At 63.0% G+C, this 20473-nt stretch carries 14 protein-coding genes; 7 read left to right on the top strand and 7 right to left on the bottom strand.

From position 1 onward, the window contains the following. Positions 1-79: 79 nt before the first annotated feature. Entirely contained in the window at positions 80-2167 is a 2088-nt protein-coding gene (locus tag KLP42_RS15525; RefSeq protein ID WP_215567666.1) for an ABC transporter substrate-binding protein, read from the bottom strand. Positions 2168-2277: 110 nt separating this feature from the next. Further along, positions 2278-3744, bottom strand: a complete 1467-nt coding sequence (locus KLP42_RS15520; protein ID WP_215567664.1) for an alpha-glucosidase/alpha-galactosidase — start codon at positions 3742-3744, stop codon at positions 2278-2280. A gap of 199 nt (positions 3745-3943) precedes the next feature. Between KLP42_RS15520 and KLP42_RS15515 the strand changes: the two genes are divergently transcribed. Then, the gene (locus tag KLP42_RS15515; RefSeq protein WP_215567661.1) at positions 3944-4849 is read left to right on the top strand and encodes an AraC family transcriptional regulator; all 906 of its coding nucleotides are present in this window, start codon (positions 3944-3946) and stop codon (positions 4847-4849) included. Here the strand turns inward: KLP42_RS15515 and KLP42_RS15510 are convergent. Together KLP42_RS15510 and KLP42_RS15505 are read right to left on the bottom strand one after the other, a co-directional pair. After that, a complete protein-coding gene (locus tag KLP42_RS15510) occupies positions 4846-6492 on the bottom strand; it encodes a sensor histidine kinase (protein ID WP_215567659.1) in 1647 nt (548 codons plus the stop codon). The two genes, KLP42_RS15515 and KLP42_RS15510, sit on opposite strands and share 4 nt — an antisense overlap. 443 nt (positions 6493-6935) lie before the next feature. Beyond that, complete coding sequence (locus KLP42_RS15505; protein ID WP_215567657.1) at positions 6936-7607, bottom strand: GntR family transcriptional regulator; 672 nt, start codon at positions 7605-7607, stop codon at positions 6936-6938. Between the two features lie 117 nt (positions 7608-7724). On the opposite strand from KLP42_RS15505, the gene KLP42_RS15500 reads away from it, so the two are divergent. From KLP42_RS15500 to KLP42_RS15480, 5 genes are all read left to right on the top strand, one after another. After that, entirely contained in the window at positions 7725-8729 is a 1005-nt protein-coding gene (locus tag KLP42_RS15500; protein WP_215567656.1) for a TRAP transporter substrate-binding protein, read from the top strand. 70 nt (positions 8730-8799) lie between these two features. Next, complete coding sequence (locus KLP42_RS15495; RefSeq protein ID WP_215567655.1) at positions 8800-9357, top strand: TRAP transporter small permease subunit; 558 nt, start codon at positions 8800-8802, stop codon at positions 9355-9357. Beyond that, positions 9354-10667: a TRAP transporter large permease gene (locus KLP42_RS15490; protein WP_215567654.1), complete on the top strand. Its 1314-nt coding sequence runs from the start codon at positions 9354-9356 to the stop codon at positions 10665-10667. Before KLP42_RS15495 ends, KLP42_RS15490 begins: the two co-directional genes overlap by 4 nt. Further along, positions 10667-12097 (top strand): malonyl-CoA decarboxylase, encoded by a 1431-nt coding sequence (locus tag KLP42_RS15485; RefSeq protein WP_215567653.1) that lies wholly within the window; start codon positions 10667-10669, stop codon positions 12095-12097. The genes KLP42_RS15490 and KLP42_RS15485 overlap by 1 nt, the downstream gene beginning before the upstream one ends. After that, a complete protein-coding gene (locus KLP42_RS15480) occupies positions 12094-13605 on the top strand; it encodes a malonate--CoA ligase (protein WP_215567651.1) in 1512 nt (503 codons plus the stop codon). The genes KLP42_RS15485 and KLP42_RS15480 overlap by 4 nt, the downstream gene beginning before the upstream one ends. 112 nt (positions 13606-13717) lie before the next feature. Here the strand turns inward: KLP42_RS15480 and KLP42_RS15475 are convergent, their stop codons facing one another. Genes KLP42_RS15475 through KLP42_RS15465 form a run of 3 tightly spaced genes read right to left on the bottom strand, consistent with a single transcriptional unit; the run spans position 13718 to position 19525 of the window. Next, positions 13718-16804 (bottom strand): efflux RND transporter permease subunit, encoded by a 3087-nt coding sequence (locus tag KLP42_RS15475; RefSeq protein WP_215567650.1) that lies wholly within the window; start codon positions 16802-16804, stop codon positions 13718-13720. A gap of 11 nt (positions 16805-16815) precedes the next feature. Continuing rightward, positions 16816-17940 (bottom strand): efflux RND transporter periplasmic adaptor subunit, encoded by a 1125-nt coding sequence (locus tag KLP42_RS15470; protein ID WP_215567648.1) that lies wholly within the window; start codon positions 17938-17940, stop codon positions 16816-16818. A 31-nt stretch (positions 17941-17971) separates the two neighbouring features. Beyond that, a complete protein-coding gene (locus KLP42_RS15465) occupies positions 17972-19525 on the bottom strand; it encodes an efflux transporter outer membrane subunit (protein WP_215567641.1) in 1554 nt (517 codons plus the stop codon). 140 nt (positions 19526-19665) lie between these two features. Here KLP42_RS15465 and KLP42_RS15460 point away from each other — a divergent pair, with 140 nt between their 5' ends. Next, on the top strand, positions 19666-20328 hold the full coding sequence (locus tag KLP42_RS15460) for a TetR/AcrR family transcriptional regulator (protein WP_215567640.1): 663 nt from the start codon (positions 19666-19668) through the stop codon (positions 20326-20328). Positions 20329-20473 lie beyond the last annotated feature (145 nt).

Raw genomic sequence — 20473 nt, 5'->3', positions numbered from 1 at the left:
GAGGGCCACGTCGCGCGGCCGTTCGATCGTTCCGCCCGGCCGCGCATCACACGCGGCCGGAGTGCTTTTCAGGGAGGAGCTAGTTGATCGGACCGCTTTCGCCGGGCTTACCGGGAAGCTGCTGCGGATAGAGTTCGTATTTGCCCTGCCTGTCGGCAGCGACCCAGACCCGCTCGCGCATGATGGCGTCTTCAGCCCAGTTGAACATGTAGATCGGCGTTCCCGGGGGGATGTTGGAGAAGCGCTTGTTGATGATCAGGGCGCCCGGATATTCCGTCAGTCCGACGGTGTAGAGATTTCGCGTGTATAGCTTCTGGTACTGTTTCATCAGCTCTGCCCGTTCGGTATTGTCCTGCGAAGCGATGAAGCGGGTCACCAGATCGACCATCTGCTTTTCGAAGGGCAGGATGTCGAGTGCCTTGCCTTCCGGTGCGCGGTGGTTCCAGCTGGTGCGGGGACCGACCGGAGCCAGTTGCTCGGTGTTCTGCACCACGGAAGCCAGTTCCGAGCTGTTGCGCCGCACCGCCCAGTCGAAGCGCCCTGCAAAATGGGCGTCGTCGCGCTGGTTGGAATCAAGCGCATTGATGATGACGCGGATACCAAGCTTCGCCATATGCCCGACCAGCCCTTCCGCCAGGCTCTTGTCGGTCGTGTAGCTGTTGTTGACCAGCAGCACGATCTCGACATTCCTGCCGCCTGCCGTGCCCTTGGGGAAGTTGACGAAGCCGTCATTGTCGGTATCGACGAGACCGATCCTCTTCAGCGTCGCCTTGGCTTCTTCCAGATCATACGGGTAGTAGACGGTCGAGGCGCGGTCATAGAAGCTGGTGCCGGAGGAAAGCCCGCCGGGATAGATGGCCGTAAAAGGTCCCTTGACCAGACTGTCTCCGACGGCCTTTCGGTCGATGGCGGACGTCACGGCCTGGCGGAATTCCAGGTTGCGGTTCAGCTCGCGCACCGCCTGTTCGCGTTCGTCCGGCGAACCCCAGCCATTGGCGGAAAAATTCATCAGCAGGCTGTAGCCGATCAGGCGCGGGCCGAAGGCGAGGCGTGCCGGTGCGCTCGGTTCGGCGGCACGCTTCAGCGAGGCAACGAAGTTCTCCGGCTGCTCCAGGTTGGAAATATCGCCGGAACCTGCGACCGCCTGCACGTCACGATCCGCCCAGGTGGAGAGCTTGTAGTGCATCTCGTTGAGATAGGGCAACTGCTGGCCCTTCTCGTCGACCTTCCAGTAGTAGGGGTTGCGCCGCATCACGATGATGTCGTCCGGGCGGTATTCCACCGGCACCCAGGCACCCATCACCGGCATGTTCATGTATTCCGGCGGAAAGGCGTTCTTGAATTGGTTATAGGTGTTCTTCGAATATTTCGGGTGCTGCGGCTTCAGGATATGGGCCGGTCCGGGGCAGAAGTTCGGATAGGCCATGGTGTAGAGATACTGCTTCGGGAAGGCTGCCTTGAAGGTCCATTCGACCGTGTAGTCATCCACCTTGCGCAGCGTCGTGCCCTCGCCGAAGGCTTCCGGCGAGGCACCACCGCCGAGCGGCGAGACATTGGGGTCGAGAACGCCGTCTTCCCAGTAGAACATCACGTCATCGGCGGTGAAGGCAACGCCATCGGACCACTTCGCACCCTTCACCAGATGCATGGTCAGCTTGTGGCCATCGGCGGCCCACTCCCAGCTCCTGGCAAGGTTCGGCAGCGGTTCGGTATCCTTGGCATCCACCTGGAACAGCGGTGCCGTGCGCGTCAGGCATTCGGAAAGCGCGATGTCGATGCCGCCCCAGCCCTGATTCTGGCCGGCCATGTAGTTCCATCCTTCCGGACGCCCGCCAATGACGTGGCGCATGGTATCGCCGTAGACGCCGATGCCATCCGGCATGTTGCCGGTCTTGTAGACGAGCGGTTCTTCCGGCAGGCGCTCCTTCAGCGGCGGCAGCTTGCCGGTCTTCTCGAACTTTTCAACCACCCAATCCGGCTCGCTGTAGGACGGCAGGGCCTTGAATTCCAGGATGGAGTCACGCGGCACATAGGTGATCTTGCCCTGCGCCGGAAACGGTGGCGGCTCCGGCGGCGGGCTCGTCTCGAAGGCTTGCGCCTGAAGCCCAAAGACAGAGACGCCAAGGCTGAGCGCTGCAATCCTGCTGATCTTTCGGTGATGTTGCATGCTTCCCATTCCTCCCTTTCGGCGTCGCCTTGGGCGCGCCGCTCCTCGTCATCGACAGGATTGCGGAACTCCTCCTTCCGCAGTCCCCGCTCTGCTCCGGCGGCCGCTCCTCAGCCGGCCGCCTTCAGCGCGGCCTTCTCGGCCCGCAATTCCTCAATCGATCGCACCTGGCGGCGCGCCGCCCCGGCCCAGTCGCGCGTCGTCACCCGAGACCGCGCAAGACGCTCCTGCGCGGCGGGAACCGCATCGGCATATTGCGGCAGCCAGCGCGCCTGGGCGACCACCATCTCATCAACCATCTGCCAGACCTCCTCGGGCGTCGCGACGGCGCCGACCAGCGGGTCGTGCAGCACGGCAAGCTTCAGGAGAGCGATATCGCCGGTGACGGCCGCATGCACCGACATGCGCTGCACGTTGATGGAGGCCATGCAGGTGGCGACGCATGCTTCCGGCAGCGTGATGCCCGACACCATGTTGATGCCGAAGCGGTCGACGAAACCGGGCGATTCGATGATCGCATCGGCCGGCAGATTGGTGATCACGCCGGTATTTCTGACATTGAAGTGGCCGCGATAGACCCGGCCGGTTTCCAGCGCTTCAAGAATGTGGCTGGCGTGTTCGTTCGAGCGACGGGCCGGATCGATCGGCGTCTTCGCCTGCTCCAGGAATTGCGGGAATTCCGTCTCAAACCAGTTGCGCGTTTCCGTCGAGTGACGCAGATAGCCGCCCGTCTCGCCGTGAATCCAGTCGGACATGTCGATCCAGCGGGTGATCTCGTCCGGACGCTTGCGATACCAGGGCAGATATTCGGACAGATGACCGTTGCTTTCGGTGGAATAGAAACCGAACCGCTTCAGCACGTCGATGCGCAGCTTTTCCTGCTGCGAATAGACCGGATGCGCCTCGAAGGCGGCAATCAGCTCGTCCTTGCCGATCCTGCGGCCATTCAGTTTCAGGTCGATGAACCAAGTCTGGTGGTTGATGCCGGAGCAGATGTAATCCAGTTCCTTCACCGAGGCGGCACCCAATACTTCAGCGATCTGCTCCGCCCCATGCTGCACGCCGTGGCAAAGGCCGATCGCATCGACCCTGCCATATTCGATGGCAGCCCAGGTGTTCATCGCCATCGGGTTGGCATAGTTCAGGAACTTCGCGTCCGGTGCAGCCACCTCGCGGATGTCCTTGCAGAAATCCAAGATCACCGGGATGTTGCGCTGGCCGTAGAGAATGCCACCGGCGCAGATCGTGTCGCCGACGCACTGGTCGATCCCGTATTTCAGCGGAATGCGGATATCCTCCGCATAGGCCTCAAGCCCGCCGACGCGCACGCAGCTGATGATGTAGCGCGCACCTTCCAGAGCGCGGCGGCGATCCGTGGTGGCGGTGACGCGGGTCGGCAGGCCGTTCGCCTCGACGATGCACTCCAGAATCTCGCGGATCATGCCGAGATTGTGCTCACTGATGTCGGTCAACGCAAATTCGACATCCCGAAATTCCGGCACGCACAGGATGTCGGTGAACAGCTTCTTGGTGAAGCCGACGCTGCCGGCGCCGATGATAGCAATTTTGAAACTCATCCGTCGCATCCTCCTTGCGAATTCCAAGCCATGACGAAAGCGGGCGATTCCTGTGCAGGAAACGCATAGGTTTGCACGCAAAACCGCAGCAAAGGCTGGCCTTTGCCTCAACGTTCCGATCCGTCTCTTTCTCTGGCTTCTCCTCGGAAACTGATTATGCGTATATTTTCCCGAGGTGACAGAGAAGGATTATGCTTTCATGGGTAATTTTGTGCTCCAGGATCTCGTGGATGAAGGCCCGGCCATGCGCACAGTTTCCCTTCCCCGCGGGCGTCAGACCCTGCACACCATGCCGACCAGCGCCGGCTATGAAATCCGCACGGACGTGACCTATGACTGGGACGGTCGCAAGCGCGGCCTTGCCCCCTTCACGGTGCTGCAGCACACCATCGGCGGGCGCGGCAACCTGCGCTACGAAAGCCGCACCATGCAGTTGAAGCCGGGGGAGACGCTGCTGCTGCTCATTCCCCACAATCACCGCTACTGGCTGGAGAAGGGTGACCGCTGGGATTTCTTCTGGATGTCGATGAACGGCGAGGAAGCCCTGCGCATCCATCGCCTGATCCTGTCCATCGCCGGCCCGGTGCTGCGCCTGCAGCCGGCGACGATCGACCATCTGGCCCATTGCTGCCACCGGCTGATGACCGGCGGCGAAACGCCGGGCGCCGCCTCGGCCATCGCCTACGAGGCGGCCATGGTGCTGTATGACGACGTCTTCGGCTCGCACCCGACCTTTGCGCAGGAATACCGGACGCTGCAGCATGTGCTGGCGCATATCGAAAACAATCTCGACCAGCGGCTGAGCGTTGCGGATCTCGCAGAGGTCGCGGGCCTCAGTCGCGCCCATTTTTCGCGCATATTCGCCAATAGCGAAGGCCTTCCGCCGGCGGAATTCGTGCTGCAGAAGCGTCTGCGCCGCGCCGCCAAGCTTCTGACCAAGACGGCCGACATGCCGATCAAGGAAGTGGCCGCCCTTTGCGGCTTCGAGGATCCGAACTATTTCTCCAAGGTGTTCCGCCGTCTCTACGGAACCAATCCCAGCGATTTTCGAACCAGCGGCATGTATGCAAGCCTTGCGCCGCCCTCCCGGCGGGAAGCCAGCTAGACGCCCTTGCGCGGCGAAAGGCGGACGTCGATGCGGAAGGTCAACCCCTGCGGGGCGAGGTCGTTGACGATCTGCGGGTCGTGACTGGCCGGAACGGCCAGGCGGATCAGGCGGGAGCCGAAGCCCTCGCGCTGGCTTTCCACCACATCCGGCCCGCCCCGTTCCGCCCAGGTCAGCTTCAAGCGGTCATCCTCCACTTCCCAGCATATGGAAAGATGGCCTTCGGGCACGGAAAGAGCGCCGTATTTCAGGGCATTGGTGCCCAGTTCGTGCAGGATGAGAGACAGCGCGACCGCCAGTTCCGCATCGAGCACGCAGTCGGGACCGGAAATGCGGACTGCACCGTCATCCAGGTCGCGCAGCGGCCGCATCACGCTTTCGATCAGTTCGCTCAGCGAGGCGCCCTGCGCATCCTCCGAGAGCAGCAGATCATAGCCGCCGGCCAGCGCCACCAGCCGCTTCTGAAAAGAAGCGATCTGCTCGTTCTGGCCGCGGAAAGTCTGCCGCACGATGGCCTGGATGACCGAAAGCGTGTTCTTGACCCGGTGAGACAGTTCCCGCGCCATGAGCCTGCGCTTTTCCTCCGCCTGCGCGGAAATGCGGCGCTGGCGGTCGACCTCGTCGAGCAGACCGTCAACGGAGGCGCCGACCAGCCCCAGTTCTCCGCGTTCGGGCCTCATCCCGGTGCGTGCGCCAAGGTCGCCGTCGCGCCAGCGCGTTACGGTCCTGACAATCTGATGAACCGGATCGACGATGAAGCGCTGGCCGACATAGATGGCAGCCAGGAAGGCGGCGAGGCAGCCGGCGAAGATCAGGACGATGCCGGTCAGCGCCGCCGCATCGAGGGGCGCGAAGGCCGTATCGCGTGCAATTCCTGCGCTGACATAGAGCGGGTTCTTGGCCGAGACGGGCTGATAGCCGAGAATGCGCACCGTCCCATCCTGACTGACGACTTCGATGGAGCCGGGCGACGCCGCCGTGACGAGCGGGCGATACCGCTCGGGAATGACGGTTCCCACAAAGGATTCGGGATACGGATTGCGGGCGACGATGACGCCGTCGCGATCCGAGACCGTGACGGAGCCTCCGGAGGGCACATCGCGCAGGAACAGGCGCTGCTGCAGCCAGTCGAGCCTCAGCCCTGTCATGATCACGCCCACCGTCTCCTTGTCGCGGCTCAGGCGCAGGGCCACCGGCAGCACGGCGCGGTTCGACACGCGGGCGATCGTATAGCCGCCGATCACGATATCGTCCGTCGCCAGGGCGCGCTGCACGTAATCGCGGTCGGAGAAATCGGTGCCGGTCGGCCAGTTGAGGCTGTCGCACAGCAACCTGCCGTTCCGGTCCAGCACCACCAGATTGCCGACGAAGGCGTCCAGTCTCGCCGAAACGGCCTTCAACGTCACGTCGCAGGCGTCCGGCTCACCCCCCGCAACGGCCGGGATCGCCGCGGCCGCGATCAGAAGTCCCCTGATGCCTTCCAGAATGGCCTCGATCTCCATCGAAACCTGCCGGGAGAAGCGCACGGCCTGTTCATGCACCTCAAGCTGCCGTTCCTGCCTGAGGCTCAGCTCGTTATAGGCCAGCATGGCAAGCGCCGGGAGCAGCGCGATCAGCGTCATCGCTGCCAGACGTCTCTTCATCCTCGTCCCCCGACAACAGCAGTCTGCCCATGCGACCGGTCCATCACGACGCAGCGCAGAGGTTATCCGCGATGGCCCGCCACCTCAAGCATCCGTTGCACACCGCGCCGGACTGCAGCTGCTACAATTGCAGCCGTTCCTGGATCCTTGGCGGTCGCTGCCGGTCGCCGCCTGAGAGGACACGATTCGAGGGGCTGCTTTGGCGCAGATCTTCGCCGCATCGGCAGACACGCGCCTGCGCTTCATCGTGCTGTTGCTCGTCCTCGGCGTGGCGGGGCTCTTCGTGTTTCTCGGCGGCTATGCGGAATCGGGCCATAGCACGATGGTCGGCTGGTTTCGCATCAGCCCTTGCCGCCTCCACCTTGCTGCTGATCTTCCTCGCGCTGGCCTTCAGCGACTATCCGACGCGATGAGCGGCCATTATCCGGCCTGCCGCAAAGGCCTCAGCGCGCCCTGGTCTGCATCTTCATCGACTGGATTCCCGCCACCAGATCGCTGAAGCGGTCGCCCTGGACGACGATATGGCTGCGCAGCAGGGCGCGGGCTTCCTCGGCGTCTCCGGCCAGAATGGCATCGACGATCGCGCCATGCTCCCGGACCGAGGTCTGCATGCGATTGCGCACCCGCAACTGCAGGCGCCGGTAGGGCCGCAGCCGTCGGTGCAGGGCGATGCACTGGTCCTTCAGGAAGGCGCTGTGGCTGGCGCTGTAAATCGCATGGTGGAACAGTTCGTTGTCATAGTAGTAGGCATCGGTATCGCCGCTGGCTGCCGAAGCCAGGCAGCGCTCATGCGAGCTCGACAGTGCTTCCCGGTCGGCATCGGTGTGCCGGCGGGCGGCCAGCGCACCGGCCATTGCCTCCAGTTCGCCCATTACCTCGAACATCTCGAACACATATTGTGGCGGATGGTCGATGACGCAGGCGCCACGGCGCGGACGGATCTCGACGAGGCCGATTGCGCTCAGCTGCATCAGCGCCTCGCGGATCGGCGTACGCGACACGCTGAACCGCGCCGCCAGCTGTGTTTCATCCAGGCGTTCGCCCGGCTCGAACTCGCCCGTCACGATGCCGTTCTCGATCTCATCGCGCAGCTTGTAGAAGGCATTTTCGGACATGACTAACCCGCGTATATTCCCTGGCCATTTTTGTATACAAGATTATTGACATCGTACGCAAGATGGGCGCACATTTCGACATGCCGGTTGGGAGGCCGGAACAAAGGGAGGAATATCATGAAACGTTACGCCCGCATTCTTGCGTTCGGCGCGGCCCTTGCCGCGACCGCCATCTCGTCATCCATTGCACAGGCGGATACCGTCCTGAAGGCCTCGCATCAATTTCCCGGCGGCAAGGGAGACATCCGCGACGAAATGGTGCAGTTGATTGCCCGGGAGGTCGGTGCCGCCAATGTCGGCCTCACCATCCAGGTGTTCCCCGGCTCCTCGCTGTTCAAGCCGAACGACCAGTGGAATGCCGTCACCCGCGGCCTGCTCGACATCACCTCGTTTCCGCTCGACTATGCGTCCGGCCGTCATCCCGAGTTTTCGGCAACGCTGATGCCGGGCCTGGTCGGCAACTTCGATCGCGCCACGCGGCTGAACGACTCGCCCTTCATGAAGGATATCAAGGGGATCATCGAGAAACAGGGGGCAATCGTCATCGCAGATGCCTGGCTCTCCGGCGCCTTTGCCTCGAAGAAGGGGTGCATCACCACGCCGGAAACAATGAAGGGTCAGGTGATCCGTGCCGCCGGTCCGGCATTTGAGGAAATGCTGGCTGCCGCCGGTGCCTCCATTGCCTCCATGCCCTCTTCAGAAATCTATTCCGGCATGCAGACCGGCGTTCTGGATGCGGCCAACACATCATCCGCGAGCTTTGTCTCCTATCGGCTGTTCGAGCAGGTGAAGTGCCTGACGGCACCGGGAGAAAACGCGCTGTGGTTCATGTATGAGCCGGTTCTGATGTCGAAGCGCGTCTTCGACCGGCTGAATGCCGATCAGCAGAAGGCCATTCTTGCCGCCGGCGAGAAGGCAGAGGCCTATTTCAACGAGGAGGTCCGCAAAGGCGACCAGTTGATGATCGACACCTTCAAGAAGGCGGGCGTCGAGGTGGTCGAGATGTCGAAGGCCGATTACGATGCCTGGCTCGCGATTGCCAAGCAGTCGGCCTACAAGAACTTCGCCGCGAAGGTTCCAGGCGGCGACAAGCTGATCGAGGAGGCGCTGGCCGTCAAATAGCGGCTTCCGTGTCGCGGGACGAGCCGGCAACCGGCTCGTCTTTCCACCGTCCGATCAGGGAATTCTTTCCATGGTGAAAGCCTATATCTGGGCCATCGGTCAGCTGTCGCGCATCTTTGCCGTCATCGCCACGCTGCTGATCATCGCCTCCATGCTGGTTGTCTGCCAGATGATCTTCCTGCGCTACGTCTTCGCCCTGCCGACCATCTGGCAGACCGATTTCGTTGTATTCTCCGCAACCGTCGCGATGTTTCTCGGCGCGCCTTATGTCCTGCTGAAGAATGGCCATGTCGGCGTCGACGTGGTCGAGATGATGGTTGGCGACCGGACCAGACTCTGGCTCCAGATGATCGGCAGCCTCTGCGGCCTGCTCTTCTGCGTGGCCATGCTCGCGGCCAGCTGGATCCAGTTTCACGATGCCTGGGCCGGCGACTGGCGCCATTCCAGCATGTGGGCGCCGCCCTTGTGGATTCCCCTGTCGGCGCTGCCGCTCAGCTTCGCGCTGCTGTGCCTGCAATACAGCGCCCGGATCATTGAACTGGGTTGTGGGCTTGTCGCCGGTCGAACGGCGCACGCCCCTGCGGCAACCCCGTCCCACGTCGCTCCCGCGAAGGAGATCGCTCGATGAGCACCTTGTCCGCCGGTCTGCTTCTCATCACCTCGCTCTTCGTGCTTCTGGGCACCGGCATGCCGATCGCCTTTGCGCTCGGGCTCTCGGCCGTTGCGGCCCTGGTGCTGCAAAACGGCATGCCGATCTTCTATATCCTCGGCGACACGATGTTTTCCGGCATCGCGAACCTCGCCTATGTCTCCATCCCGATGTTCGTGCTGATGGGGGCGGCCGTTGCATCGTCTCCGGCCGGTGCCGATCTCTACACGGCCCTCGACCGCTGGCTGAACCGGGTACCGGGCGGCCTGGTTCTGTCGAATATCGGTGCCTGCGCCATCTTTTCCGGCATGACCGGTTCTTCGCCCGCCACCTGTGCCGCGATCGGCAAGATGGGCATTCCGGAAATGCTGAACCGCGGCTATCCGAACTCGGTCGCGACAGGATCGATTGCCGCCGGCGGAACGCTCGGCATCCTGATCCCGCCGTCCGTCACCCTCATCGTCTACGGCATCGCCACCGAGACCTCGATCGGCCGCCTGTTCATGGCCGGCGTCATCCCCGGTATCATGCTGACGGTGATGTTCATGATCTGGGCGGTCATCGACTGCAAGCGCAAGGGGTATGACTTCGGCGGCCGTGCGATCCGGTACACGCTGAAGGAACGGCTGGCCGGCCTGCCGCGCATCCTGCCCTTCCTGCTGATCATCGCCGGCACGCTTTACGTGCTGTACGGCGGGGTTGCGACGCCGTCGGAGGCCGCCGGCGCAGGCGCCTTCCTGACACTGCTGGTGGTGGTCCTCGCCTACCGCCTGTTCCGCTTCCGCTCGGTGTCGACCATCTTCGGCTCAGCCATGCGCGAAAGCGTTATGATCATGATGATCATGGCCGCCGCCGAACTCTTCGCTTTCGCGCTGTCATCGCTCTACATCACCCAGTCGGTCGCCGAGGTCATTGCCGGGCTGGAGGTCAACCGCTGGGTGCTGATGGGCATCATCAACGTCTTCCTGCTGATCTGCGGCATGTTCCTGCCGCCGATCGCGGTCATCGTCATGACGGCGCCCATGCTGTTTCCGATCGTGACACAGGCAGGCTTCGACCCCTACTGGTTCGCCATCATCCTGACGATCAACATGGAAGTCGGTCTCATCACCCCGCCGATCGGCCTCAACCTCTTCGTCATCAACGCGATTGCACCGACTGTGCCGACCAAGGACGTGCTGTGGGGCGCCCTGCCCTATGTGCTGGTGATGTTCCTGGCGATCCTCATTCTCTGCATCTTCCCGGGCATTGCCACCTGGCTGCCCAATCACATGATGGGAGCTGTCTGATGAACACAACCTCACTTTTGGGAGACATGCTGCAGACAATCGCCGACCGCGGCAAACGCTTCCTGTTCTCGGCGGCGAGAGAACCTTCCGCCGACCCTCTAGGCGCCCTGCAGCAGCAATCGGAAGCGCTGCTGTCGAGCCGCGGCGAGGCCTCCGGCATGGCACTGGCACGCGATGTGCTGGAGCGCTGGCAAGGGCTTGATGCAGCCCGGCAGCGGGAATTTCTGCAGCTTTTGGTGACCCGCTTCGGCCCCGACACCGAAAAGCTCAATCGGGCAATTGCCGCCTACCAGGACAATCCCTCTGCCAAAACACTGCTGGACCTGCATCTGGCGGCGGAGCCCCTGCGCCAGGAACTCATTCGCCGGCTCAATCTTGCGCCGAACGGTACGGCTTCGCTGGTCAGAATGCGGGAAATCCTGTTGCAGCTGAAGAAGGATGCGCCGGATCTGGAGGCGCTCGATGCCGACTTCAGCCACCTCTTTGCCTCCTGGTTCAATCGGGGTTTTCTCATGCTGAAGCAGATCAACTGGTCGACACCAGCGGACATCCTGGAAAAGATCATCCGTTACGAAGCGGTGCATCACATCGGCAGCTGGGAGGAACTGCGCATGCGGCTGGCGCCGGAAGACCGGCGCTGCTTCGCCTTCTTTCATCCGCAACTGGCCGATGACCCGCTGATTTTCGTGGAAGTGGCGCTGACGCGGCATGTGCCGGCGGCCATCAGCGAGGTGCTGAGGGATGATCGGGACGTGATTGCGGCTGCGGAGGCAACCACCGCCGTCTTCTATTCGATCTCCAATTGCCAGAAGGGGCTAAGCCGCATCTCCTTTGGAAATTTCCTGATCAAGCAGGTGGTGGAAGACCTGCGGCGGGAATTCCCGCGGCTGACAACCTTCGTCACGCTCTCCCCTGTGCCCGGCTTTGCCGAGTGGCTGGCACGCGAACGCAAGGCGGAAGCAAGCGACATCCTGACCCGCCAGGACCAGGAGCGGCTCGCCATTCTCGACAGCGACGACTGGGCAGAGGATGCGGAGCGCGTTCAGGCGTTTCAGCCTCTTTTGACCACCGCCGCGGCCTGGTACTTCCTGAAGGCCAGGGATCGCAACGGCCGCGTGCTGGACCCGGTCGCCCGTTTCCATCTGGGTAACGGCGCCCGGCTTGAACGGCTGAACTTTCTCGGAGACAGATCCCCCCGCGCCATGCGCCAGTCGCATGGGCTGATGGTGAACTATCTCTACAAGCTCGACGATATCGAAGCGAACCACGAAGCCTTTGCCGCGCGCGGCGAGGTGGTTGCGGCGCCCTCGGTGCGCAAGTATGTACCGGCCGATCGCACCGTGCGCGCCCTCGTGCCCCTTGCGGGGCCGCTGCCAAACAGTCAACAGGACCGGCAGGTCCGCAAGAACAGCAAGGAGTTCCGTGCATGAGCAACCATCTTTTCGACGCGATCCGGAAAGGGGTTCAGCCAGAGGCGCCGTTCATCGAGACGAAGGCGGGGCAGACATGGTCCTACGGCGACATGCTCTCGCTGTCGGCGCGGCTCGCCAACACGCTCGTCGGCCTCGATGTCATTCCGGGTGATCGCGTTGCCGTTCAGGTGGAGAAGAGCCCGGAGGCGTTGATGCTCTATCTCGCCTGCGTGCGGGCCGGCGCCGTCTACCTGCCGCTCAACACGGCCTACACGCTGACGGAACTCGACTATTTCATCGGCGACGCCGAACCGCGCCTTGTGGTTTGCAGCCCGAAATCCCGCGAGGGGCTGGAGCCGATTGCAGCCGCGCATGATGCCCGCGTCGAAACGCTGGATGACAAGGGCGGCGGCTCGCTGATGGAGGCCGCGGCCGGTGCACCAACCGAATTCACCGATATCGCGCGCGGTCCGGATGATCTTGCCGCCATTCTCTACACATCCGGCACGACCGGCCGTTCGAAGGGCGCCATGCTGACGCATGACAATCTCCTGTCGAACGCGCTCACCCTTCGCGAATACTGGCGCTTCGCCCGCAACGACCGCCTGATCCATGCACTGCCGATCTTCCATACGCACGGCCTGTTCGTCGCCTCGAACGTGACGCTGATCTCCGGCGCCTCCATGTATTTCCTGCCGAAGTTCGATGCGGAGGAAGCGCTCGACCTGATGGCTACCTCGACCGTGATGATGGGCGTGCCGACCTTCTATGTCCGCCTCGTCCAGTCGCCCCGCCTGACGCGCGAGGCAACGGCCAGGATGCGGCTGTTCATCTCCGGCTCGGCCCCGCTGCTGGCCGAGACCCATCGCCAGTTTCAGGCGATGACCGGCCAGGCCATCCTCGAACGTTACGGCATGACCGAAACCAACATGAACACCTCCAACCCCTATGATGGCGAGCGCATTGCCGGCACGGTCGGCTTTCCGCTTCCGGGTGTCTCGCTGCGCGTCACCGATCCCGAAAGCGGGGCCGCCATTGCCGATGGTGACACCGGCATGATCGAGGTGAAGGGGCCGAATGTCTTCAATGGCTACTGGCGCATGCCGGAGAAGACCAGGGCGGAATTCCGCGACGACGGTTTCTTCATCACCGGCGACCTCGGCAGGATCGACGAGCGCGGTTACGTCCATATCGTCGGCCGTGGCAAGGACCTGGTGATCTCGGGAGGCTATAACGTCTATCCGAAGGAAGTCGAGACGGAGATCGACCAGATCGAGGGCGTCGAGGAAAGTGCCGTGATCGGCGTGCCGCATCCCGATCTCGGCGAAGGGGTCACGGCCGTCGTCGTCCGCAAGCCGCAGGCGGCCGTGGATGAGCGGGCGATCCTGCTGCATCTCGAGCCGCGGCTTGCCCGCTACAAGCAGCCGAAGCGCATCCTGTTCCTGGACGAACTTCCGCGCAACACCATGGGCAAGGTCCAGAAGAACATCCTGCGCCAGACCTACGAAAACCTCTATCGTCCGTAGCAGGGCCTGCCGGCCACATACCGAAAACGCAAATGCCCCGGAGCCGCCATCGGCCCCGGGGCATTTGTCTTTGCGATGCATGGGCTTGCCCCGTCAGTGCGGGGTGACGGCCTCATCCATGATCCGGCACCGCTTGTGCAGTCGTCGCTTCGGCCGGTTCCGTGGTGCCGGCCTTGGCGATCAGCACATAGGCAGCCGGCACGACGAACAGGGTGAACAGCGTGCCGATGGACAGGCCAGAGGCGATGACGAGCCCCATGTTGAAGCGCGAGGCGGCGCCGGCACCCGAGGCGGTGATCAGCGGAATGACGCCGAGCACCATGGCCGCCGTGGTCATCAGAATCGGACGCAGGCGGACTTCGGCGGCCTCGACAATCGCCTGTCGCTTCGACTTGCCTGCATTGCGGTGCTCGTTGGCCACTTCCACCATCAGGATGCCGTGCTTGCTGACAAGCCCCATCAGCGTCACCAGGCCCACCTGCGTATAGATGTTGATGCTGGCGCCGCCGAGCCCGAGGCTGATGAAGATCAGTGCGCCGGCAAGCGACATCGGCACGGAGACGAGGATCACGATCGGATCGCGGAAGCTGTTGAACAGGGCGGCCAGCGACAGGAAGATGATGATCAGCGCGAAGCCGAAGGTGGTGACGAAGCCGCCTCCTTCCTGCTCCAGCTGGCGCGACTGCCCGCCGTAATCCACCGCATAGCCGGGCGGCAGCGTATCGGCGGCAAGCTGCTTCAGCGTCTGCAGCGCGTCGCCCATGGCGACCCCCGGCATGGCCACGCCGGAAATGGTGGCGGAATTGACCTGCTGGAAGTGGTTGTAGGACTGCGGCGCCACCTTGGTCTCGATATGCGCGATGGTGGAGAGCGGGATGCTGCTGCCATCGCTGGTCTTGATGTAGTAGTTCAGCACATCGCTGGCATTCAGGCGCGACATCTGCTGAACCTGCGGAATGACCTTGTAGGAGCGCCCGTCGAGGCTGAAATAGCCGGTATAACCGCCGCCCAGCATGGTGGCCAGCGAGCCGCCGACATCGGACATGCTGAGCCCAAGCTCGGAGGCCTTTTCGCGATCGAAGACGATGCGGGATTCCGGCTGGTCGAACTTCAGGTCATTGTCGAGGAAGATGAACTTGCCGGTCTTCAGCGCCTTGGCCATGAAGTCCTTCGAGACATCGTTCAACTGGCTGAAGTCATTGGTGGTAGTGAGCACGAACTGGATCGGCAGACCGCTGCTGCCCGGCAGCGGCGAGGTCTGGAAAGCCACCGTCCGTACCCCCGCAATGGTGTTCAGCTGCTGCTGCACGGCGGGCTGCAGCACCTTGGTGCTCTTCTCGCGCTGATCCCACGGCTTCAGCACCCAGCCGAGAATGGACTGGCCGGGCGAGTCGATCTGGAAGACGAGGTTGGTTTCCGGCTGCGTCTTGAGCAGGTCATAGGCCTGCTGCGAGTAGAACTGGCGCTGCTTCAGCGTGGAGGTGGGCGATGCGGTGGTCAGGCCGAGAATGATGCCCTGATCCTCTTCCGGCGCCAGTTCCGTGGTGGAGCTGGTATAGAGCCAGTAGATGCTGCTGAGCACGATCAGGCCGAACACCACCACCACCGACATGGTGTTGAGGGTGCCCTCCAGCAGGCGACGGTAACCGCGGCTCAGCCGTCCCATGAAATGGTCGATCGCATGGACGATCCGCGCCTCGACCGTGCGGCCGTCCTTGTGGATCGGCTTCAGCATGTGGGCGCAGTTCATGGGCGACAGCGTCAGCGCGATCACCGCCGACACGGTAACGGCGCCAGCGAGCGTGAAGGCAAATTCGGTGAAAAGCGCACCGGTCAGGCCACCCTGGAAACCGACCGGCACATAGACCGCGATCAGCACCACCGTCATGGCGATGATGGGGCTGGCGAGATCGCGCGCCGCCTGCAGCGCCGCGTTGAACGGCGTCATGCCCTCTTCCATGTGCCGGTTGACGCCCTCCACTACGATGATCGCGTCATCGACGACAAGGCCGATGGCAAGGACCAGCGCCAGAAGCGTCAGCAGGTTGATGGAGAAGCCCATCGCCAGCATCAGGGCGAAGGTGCCGATCAGCGAGAGCGGGATGGCCACGATCGGAATGAGCACGGCGCGCCAGGACCCGAGAAAGGCAAAGACCACCAGCGTCACGATGACGCCTGCCTCGAGCAGGGTATGGATGACCTCATCGATCGAGCTGTTGACGAATTCGGTGGAGTCGTAGATCACCGTCCCCGTCAGGCCGACCGGCAGTTGCGACTGGATTTCCGGCAGCACCGACTTCACGCCGTTGATGACGTCGAGAAGATTGGCGGTCGGCGCCACCTGGATCCCGATATAGACGGCGGTCTGGCCATTGAAGCTCGTCGCGCTGTCGTAATCGTCGCTGCCGAGCGTGACATTGGCCACGTCCTTCAGGCGGATGATGGCATTGTTGCTCTGCTTGACGACGAGGTTCTTGTACTCTTCGAGCGAATGCAGGTTGGTCGAGGAAGACAGGTTCACCTGAACCAGCTGGCCCTTCGTGGTGCCAAGGCCGGAAATGTAGTCGTTGCTGGTCAGTGCGGTGGCAATCTCGGAGGCGCTGAGGTTGTAGGCGGCAAGCTTGACCGGATCGAGCCAGGCCCGCAGCGCGAATTTCTTCGCACCCAGCAGTTCGGCGGTCTGCACGCCCTTCACCGATTGCAGCTTGGGCTGCACCACGCGCGTCAGGTAGTCCGTCACCTGGTTGGGGGCCAGAACATCGCTCTTGAAGCCGATATACATGGAATCGATGGTCTGGCCGACCGACAGCGTCAGCACCGGTTGCTGCGCATTGGCGGGCAGCTGGTTGAGGACCGAATTCACCTTGGTGTTGATTTCGGTGAGCGCCTTGCCGGAATCGTAGTTCAGGCGAAGGTTGATGGTAATGGTGCTCGTGCCGGTCTTGCTGGTCGACGTCATGTAGTCGATGCCGTTGGCCTGCGCGATGGCGTTTTCCAGCGGCGTGGTGATGAAGCCCGCGATGATATCCGCATCCGCACCGGAATAGGTGGTCGTCACCGTCACGGTGGCGTTCTGCGTGCGGGGATATTGCAGGATGGAGAGCGTCGTCATCGACTTCAGCCCGAGGACGAGGATGAGCGCGCTCACCACCAGCGCCAGCACGGGCCGGCGCACGAAGATGTCCGTGAAGCTTTTCATGGGTGGATGTCCTATTGATCCGTGATCGCAGGCGCGTCTTCGGCAACCGGCACGTGGCTGTTGTCGATGGTGACGGGCGTTCCGTTGCGCAACTTCAGCTGGCCGGCAATCACCACCTTGTCGCCCGGCTGGATGCCGTCGATGACCGCGACATTGTCGCCGCGCACGCTGCCGGTCTTGACGAAGGCCTGACGCACGACCTCGTGCGGCTGGTCGCCCTTGACCTTGTCGTCCACGATGAAGACGCTATCGCCATAGGGATTGTAGACGATCGCCGTCTGCGGCAGCGTGACGAACTGCTGGACCGAGCCGATGGCGATCGCGACACGGCTGAACATGCCGGGAAGCAGGGCGCCGTCCGGATTTGCGATGGTGGCGCGCACCAGGACATTGCGGGTGGAGGTATCGACCTTGGGGTTGATCGCCGAGATTTCGCCCTTGAACACGCGCCCGGGGTAGACGTCGACGGTTGTGCGCACCTCCTGGCCCACCTTCAACTGGCTGAGCGCCTGCTGCGGCAGATAGACATCCACATAGAGCGGATCGAGCGACTGGAGGGTGACGACCGTCGTGCCGGCGGTGAGGTACTGGCCGAGATCGACGGAACGGATGCCGAGCCGGCCGCTGAAGGGCGCCGTCAGCGTCTTCTGGCCGACCACGGCCTTCTGCTGGTCGACGAGCGCCTGGGCGTTGCGCACATTGGCCGTGTCGGTATCCACGGTGGCCTGGCTGACCGCCTTGATGGCCTGCTGCGCCTGGTCGCGGTGCAGGGTGATGACGTAGTTGTCGAGCGTCGCCTGCAGCGAGGCGAGCTTTGCAATGTCCTCAGCCGCCGCAAGCTGCAGCAGCGTCTGCCCTGCCGTGACGGTATCGCCGGACTTGAAGCTGATGTTCTGTACGATGCCGGATACCTCAAGTGCCAGATCCGCGCCATTGGCCGCCTTCAGCGTGCCGACGGCCTCGATCTCGTCCTGCCAGGGGGTGCGGGCGGCAACGGCCGTGGATACGGTCTGCGGCGGATTGCTCATGCTCGCCATGACCTGCTTGATGATGCCGGCCTTGAAGTTCTGGAACCAGTAGAGCCCGCCAAAGACAGCGCCGGTGGCGAGCAGCATGATCACCATTCGCTTGATCATCGCGTTTGGACCTTCTTGTTCTGGATATCGGTTATCGGGAGGATGTCTCGTCGGGCCCGGCAAAGCGGCCCGGCTTGACGCGCGGCTGCGACAGTTCCGTTTCATCCTGGCGGTTCCACCAGCCCCCACCCAGCGACTGGTAGAGCGCGACCGTATCGGTGTAGCGGGTGGCCTGGGCCTTAACCCGGGAGATCACCGCATTCTGGTAGGTCTGCTGGGCGCTGGAGACGGTCGGATAATCGACGGCGCCGGTCTTGTACTGTTCCTCGGCCATGGTCAGGCTCGCCTTGGCAGCCTTTTCCGCCTCGGTCTGCGCCTGCAGCGCCTTGGCATCGTACTGGATCGCCCGCAGACTGTCGGCCACATCCTGGAAGGCGGTGATGACCGTGCTCTTGTACTTGGCAAGATCCTGCTCGAAGGTGGCGACGCTGGCTTCCTTGGTGTGGAACAGCGTGCCGCCATCCAATAGCTTCTGCGTGACGGAGCCGGCGACGCTCCAGGCTATTGAACTCGCCGAGAACAGGTCGGAGGGCGTGGCGGCACTGGTGGAATAGCTGCCGCTCAGGCTGATCTGCGGCAGCATGTTGGCGATCGACACACCGACACTGGCGGTTGCCTCATGCAGGGTGGCCTCGGCGGCGCGAATATCCGGCCGCTGGCGCACGAGCGCCGAGGGCAGGCTGACGGGAAGCGCCTGCGGCAGGTGCAGATCCGACAGCCGCACGCTTTCGCCGCGATCCTGGCTGGGCAGGCGGCCGAGATAGGCCATCAGCTCGTTGCGGGTCTGGGCCCGCTGCTTCTGCAGCGAAGGCAGCGTGGCCTCCGTCTGGGCAAGCGTCGACTGCTGCGACAGCACATCGGAGGCGGGAACGGCACCGAGGTTGAACTGCTGCTGGATGCGCTCCAGCTGTTCGCGCTGCAGCCGGACGATGTCCTGAGTCGCGGCGATCTGGGCACTCAGCGATGCATCGGTCAGCGCAGATGTCACGACATTGGCCGTGAGCGAAAGATAGGTCGCCTCCAGCTCGAAGCGCTGGTATTCGGCCGCAGCCCATTTGGCCTCGATCTGGCGACGCGTGCCGCCGAAAACATCGAGCGCATAGGACACGTCGACAGACGCATTGTGCAGGGTATAGATGGAGGCCGGCGAAGCGCCGCTGGCCGCCGTGCGTTCCCGCGTCGAGGACGCGCTGCCACTCACCTGGGGAAACAGCCCGCCCTGCTCGGCAAGCGCGGTTTCGCGCGCCGCGCGCAGGGCATATTGTGCTGCAGCCACATCCGGATGGTTGCGCACGGCCTCCTCAACGAAGGCATTGATCTGTTTCGACCTGAACAGCGTCCACCAGGCGGGATTGACATCCGTGCCCATCATGAAGCGCTGCGACTGACCGCCGGCGGAACGGGCCTCGCTGGTTCTGGCCAGTCCGTCATTGGTGTAGCCGGTCACGCCGGGCGCATAGGGAACGCGGAAGTCGGGGCCGACCGTGCAACCGGACAGCGCCAGAAGGGTTGAAACGATGATGAGACGACAGGGGGCGAACGTGACGTCCGGACGGGGCGGGAATAGGGATGGGGGCTTGACCATGGGCTGCGACCAATTGAACCGAACCGTTCAGTTCATTTGCCCCAATTTGCAGCGACCGCTATCAATGTCAAGAGTGAACCGTACGGTTTAGTTCAGTAGGGAGGGATATGCGAATGAAGGCTCACGCTGAAAATCAGCCAATGGAACCCGGATTTCCGGTTCATCCGGACAAAAGGGGAAGCGCCAAACCCCGCCTCGTGCTGCAGGCGGCCCGATCAAGTTTTCTCGATCACGGCTATGACCGCACCAGCATGGACATGATCGCGCAGCAGGCGGGCGTCTCCAAGGCGACGGTCTACGCGCATTTCGACAGCAAGGAGGCCCTGCTCTACGGTCTGGTCGCGGAGGAGTTCGAGGTCGACGGGCCGCCGCCGCTGTGGGACCGGGACACGCCGGTGACGGACATCGAATCCGCCCTGCGTGCCATTGCACGCAAGTTCACCGCCGTCTTCCTCAGCGACAAGAAGCTGGCCTTCCACCGGCTCATCGTCACGAACGCCTCGCGCTTTCCGGAAATCGCCGAGATCTTCATGAACGGCGGCCCCCGCCGCAATCAGGCAGAGATGCGCGCCTTTCTCGAACAGGGCATCCGCGACGGCTTCCTGCGCATCGACAATCTCGATCTCGCCGCAAAGCAGTTTCTGAGCCTCGTGCAGGGCGACCTGCCGCTCAACTGGGCCCTGTCGATGAAGCCGCCCGCCCAGGCCGACTACGATGCCCTGATCGAAGGCGGCGTCGCCGTGTTTCTCGCGGCCTATGGCACGTCATCGTCATCCCGGAAGGCAGAGCCGGCCGGGGCCTGATCGAAAGCAGAGGGTCGGATTACGGCTTCGCTGCAGGTTCATTCTCGAGCGGCCATCCCTGCAAGAGAGAGCCTGCCATGTCCGTTCGGCATCGGCTGCGACAGGCTTGCTTCTACCAGGCGTTGCTTTCCCGGTGGTCCACGTC

It is taken from the genome of Rhizobium sp. CSW-27 (genome assembly GCF_018760785.1).
Classification (GTDB): Bacteria; Pseudomonadota; Alphaproteobacteria; order Rhizobiales; family Rhizobiaceae; genus Neorhizobium.
This window is presented reverse-complemented; position numbering and strand designations above follow the sequence as displayed.

Excerpts from the sequence above, each read along its gene's own strand:
- KLP42_RS15485 (WP_215567653.1), top strand. The coding sequence starts at position 10,667 with ATGAACACAACCTCACTTTTGGGAGACATGCTGCAGACAATCGCCGAC.
- KLP42_RS15460 (WP_215567640.1), top strand. The coding sequence starts at position 19,666 with ATGGAACCCGGATTTCCGGTTCATCCGGACAAAAGGGGAAGCGCCAAA.
- KLP42_RS15465 (WP_215567641.1), bottom strand. The coding sequence starts at position 19,525 with ATGGTCAAGCCCCCATCCCTATTCCCGCCCCGTCCGGACGTCACGTTC.
- KLP42_RS15470 (WP_215567648.1), bottom strand. The coding sequence starts at position 17,940 with ATGATCAAGCGAATGGTGATCATGCTGCTCGCCACCGGCGCTGTCTTT.
- KLP42_RS15515 (WP_215567661.1), top strand. The coding sequence starts at position 3,944 with ATGGGTAATTTTGTGCTCCAGGATCTCGTGGATGAAGGCCCGGCCATG.
- KLP42_RS15510 (WP_215567659.1), bottom strand. The coding sequence starts at position 6,492 with ATGAAGAGACGTCTGGCAGCGATGACGCTGATCGCGCTGCTCCCGGCG.
- KLP42_RS15495 (WP_215567655.1), top strand. The coding sequence starts at position 8,800 with ATGGTGAAAGCCTATATCTGGGCCATCGGTCAGCTGTCGCGCATCTTT.
- KLP42_RS15500 (WP_215567656.1), top strand. The coding sequence starts at position 7,725 with ATGAAACGTTACGCCCGCATTCTTGCGTTCGGCGCGGCCCTTGCCGCG.
- KLP42_RS15490 (WP_215567654.1), top strand. The coding sequence starts at position 9,354 with ATGAGCACCTTGTCCGCCGGTCTGCTTCTCATCACCTCGCTCTTCGTG.
- KLP42_RS15520 (WP_215567664.1), bottom strand. The coding sequence starts at position 3,744 with ATGAGTTTCAAAATTGCTATCATCGGCGCCGGCAGCGTCGGCTTCACC.
- KLP42_RS15505 (WP_215567657.1), bottom strand. The coding sequence starts at position 7,607 with ATGTCCGAAAATGCCTTCTACAAGCTGCGCGATGAGATCGAGAACGGC.
- KLP42_RS15475 (WP_215567650.1), bottom strand. The coding sequence starts at position 16,804 with ATGAAAAGCTTCACGGACATCTTCGTGCGCCGGCCCGTGCTGGCGCTG.
- KLP42_RS15525 (WP_215567666.1), bottom strand. The coding sequence starts at position 2,167 with ATGCAACATCACCGAAAGATCAGCAGGATTGCAGCGCTCAGCCTTGGC.
- KLP42_RS15480 (WP_215567651.1), top strand. The coding sequence starts at position 12,094 with ATGAGCAACCATCTTTTCGACGCGATCCGGAAAGGGGTTCAGCCAGAG.